4 protein-coding genes are annotated in these 1,955 nt (G+C 25.0%); all 4 read right to left on the bottom strand.

The features are described 5' to 3' along the window. On the bottom strand, positions 1 to 377 hold a 377-nt coding region (locus tag Q0H31_RS13125; RefSeq protein WP_295298915.1), incomplete at its 3' end, for a hypothetical protein. Continuing rightward, positions 355 to 960 carry a hypothetical protein gene (locus Q0H31_RS13120; RefSeq protein WP_288679742.1) on the bottom strand — a complete coding sequence of 202 codons (606 nt, stop codon included), beginning with the start codon at positions 958 to 960 and terminating at the stop codon, positions 355 to 357. The genes Q0H31_RS13125 and Q0H31_RS13120, both read right to left, overlap by 23 nt. Before the next feature lie 26 nt (positions 961 to 986). After that, on the bottom strand, positions 987 to 1,340 hold the full coding sequence (locus Q0H31_RS13115; RefSeq protein ID WP_295298911.1) for a hypothetical protein: 354 nt from the start codon (positions 1,338 to 1,340) through the stop codon (positions 987 to 989). Beyond that, positions 1,333 to 1,800, bottom strand: a complete 468-nt coding sequence (locus tag Q0H31_RS13110; RefSeq protein WP_288679744.1) for a Panacea domain-containing protein — start codon at positions 1,798 to 1,800, stop codon at positions 1,333 to 1,335. The genes Q0H31_RS13115 and Q0H31_RS13110 overlap by 8 nt, the downstream gene beginning before the upstream one ends. Positions 1,801 to 1,955: the final 155 nt, after the last annotated feature.

Genomic DNA, 1,955 nt, shown 5'->3' with positions numbered 1-1,955 from the left:
TCAGCATCCTCAAGTTTACTATTTAATTCTTTCATGTATATATGATATTTAGCATGTCCTAATTCATGTCCTACGGTTGTTCGCGTTCTAGCTAATGGTTTATTTAATGCGCCTCTATAATATTCTGTATAAGGTAAATCATTATTGCTTTTAGATTTTTTAGTTAATGCTATTATGTCTTCACCTGATTTATTTTTCTTATTTGTATCTATATACATAATTGGAATGATATTATTTTTATAAGAATTCGTTTTTCTATTTATTGATTCTTGTAATAAATTAGAAAGTTTTGTTCTTTGAGTTTTTAAAGAAGTAGGGTATCCATATTCGCTTGGATTTTCCTTTAATCTCTTCTCATAGTTCCTTCTGCCAATCAATTCTTCTATTTTCATTATTGAACTCCAAATAGCGCTCTTCTGAAACAAGCATAAAAGGTATTCCTTTTTTGTCTAATATTTCTATTTTTTTATCACGATTTTTATCATTTAAATAGATAATCAATCCTCCATTTTTAACAAATTCTTTACACTCTATTTCAGGTTCGCCATATAAGTCATTTTCGCTCTCTGAATCAAATATATTCATATTTTTATTATTATACCTTAATTCACTTTTATCTTGGATTAATAAATAATCTATATTTTTCTTTTTTAAGTATTTAACTTTCTTATACATATCAAAATCATTAATCCAAATTAATATACCGCCATTTTCAACAAACTGTTTGATAGCTTTATCATCATCAATACAATAATCGGAGCATGCTACTATTGCTATAATTTCTTTATCTCTATAAGCATTCCCATATTCATCGTATTTTTCTTCAGAATAATCCCAATCTATATCTAAATCAGGGTATAATTTTCTCAATCGTTCAGAATATATTTTAGCGTCTGTCATATCAGCTTTAAATTTTGCTTCTTTTCTTTTGTTAAAATATTCTTTAATTTTTTTAAGCATAGTAAATCCTTATATAATATTATAGCTTATTTATCCTTATTTGGAAATAAATGTTTAGCCACTATGAATAGCAAAGAAAATGGCAGAATTATTAATTGAGAGCCGATTAATACGGATAAAAACCATTCAGAATATAGTTCTTTACCTGTTAAAAATTTTAAAATTGCATTTAATGATATTATAAACACTGTGAATTCAACACATAAAGACAATATTCTTTTTATAAATTCCTGAGTATTCTTTTTTAATTTTCTATCGCTTTCTATATTTTTTATATTTTGCTTTTTTTCTTCAACATTAATATCTATCTCAGAGTCTATTATATCGATTGGTTCTTTTATTCCCTGTTTATCAAAACCGATATTTTGGTTGTTATCCATTTGTTCCTAACTTAACAATATTTTTAAATTCGTCTTTTATGTATTCGTCTTTTATGATATTTCCCCATCTATCTTCATCTTCTTTTTCAGCTCTATCCCATGCGCTTCCTTTCCTATGAGACCAATTAGACAAAGCTTTGGCAGAATACGCTCCAAATTCTTTTATAACTATATCAATAATATTTAATATATTACTATCAATACTACTATCTTCAAATTTTTTATCTTCAAAATCTATATTTCCATTTTTATATTCTCTTTGAACCGATTTGAAAAGCGGGCCATGCTCAAAACAAGAAGGGCAGTTATCTACATCATTATTAAACAGAGGTTTCTTTTTTACAATAAGATATGTCCCATATACAATGTATAATAATTTATGCAATTTAGTAATGCTCATTGGAATATTTTTATCGTTACATTTTTTTATAATAATTTTAGATAAAACCACAGCATCCATAATAATCTCCTTTGTTTAATTTTAATAAATTATTAAAACATTAAAAGTTAAGTCATTGTAAAATAAAATTTTCAATCCAATTATATATAAATTGCATAATACTTTCAATATGTAAAACTATTTTTTATTTTCGGTATTTTTATTACAATTATTAT

The organism is uncultured Brachyspira sp. (assembly GCF_934747485.1).
Lineage (GTDB): Bacteria > Spirochaetota > Brachyspiria > Brachyspirales > Brachyspiraceae > Brachyspira.
Note: the sequence above shows the minus strand (reverse complement) of the source record. Positions and strands in the feature narration are given on the sequence as shown.

Coding starts and splice junctions, on each gene's coding strand:
- Q0H31_RS13115 (WP_295298911.1), bottom strand. CDS start 1,340: ATGGATAACAACCAAAATATCGGTTTTGATAAACAGGGAATAAAAGAA.
- Q0H31_RS13120 (WP_288679742.1), bottom strand. CDS start 960: ATGCTTAAAAAAATTAAAGAATATTTTAACAAAAGAAAAGAAGCAAAA.
- Q0H31_RS13110 (WP_288679744.1), bottom strand. CDS start 1,800: ATGGATGCTGTGGTTTTATCTAAAATTATTATAAAAAAATGTAACGAT.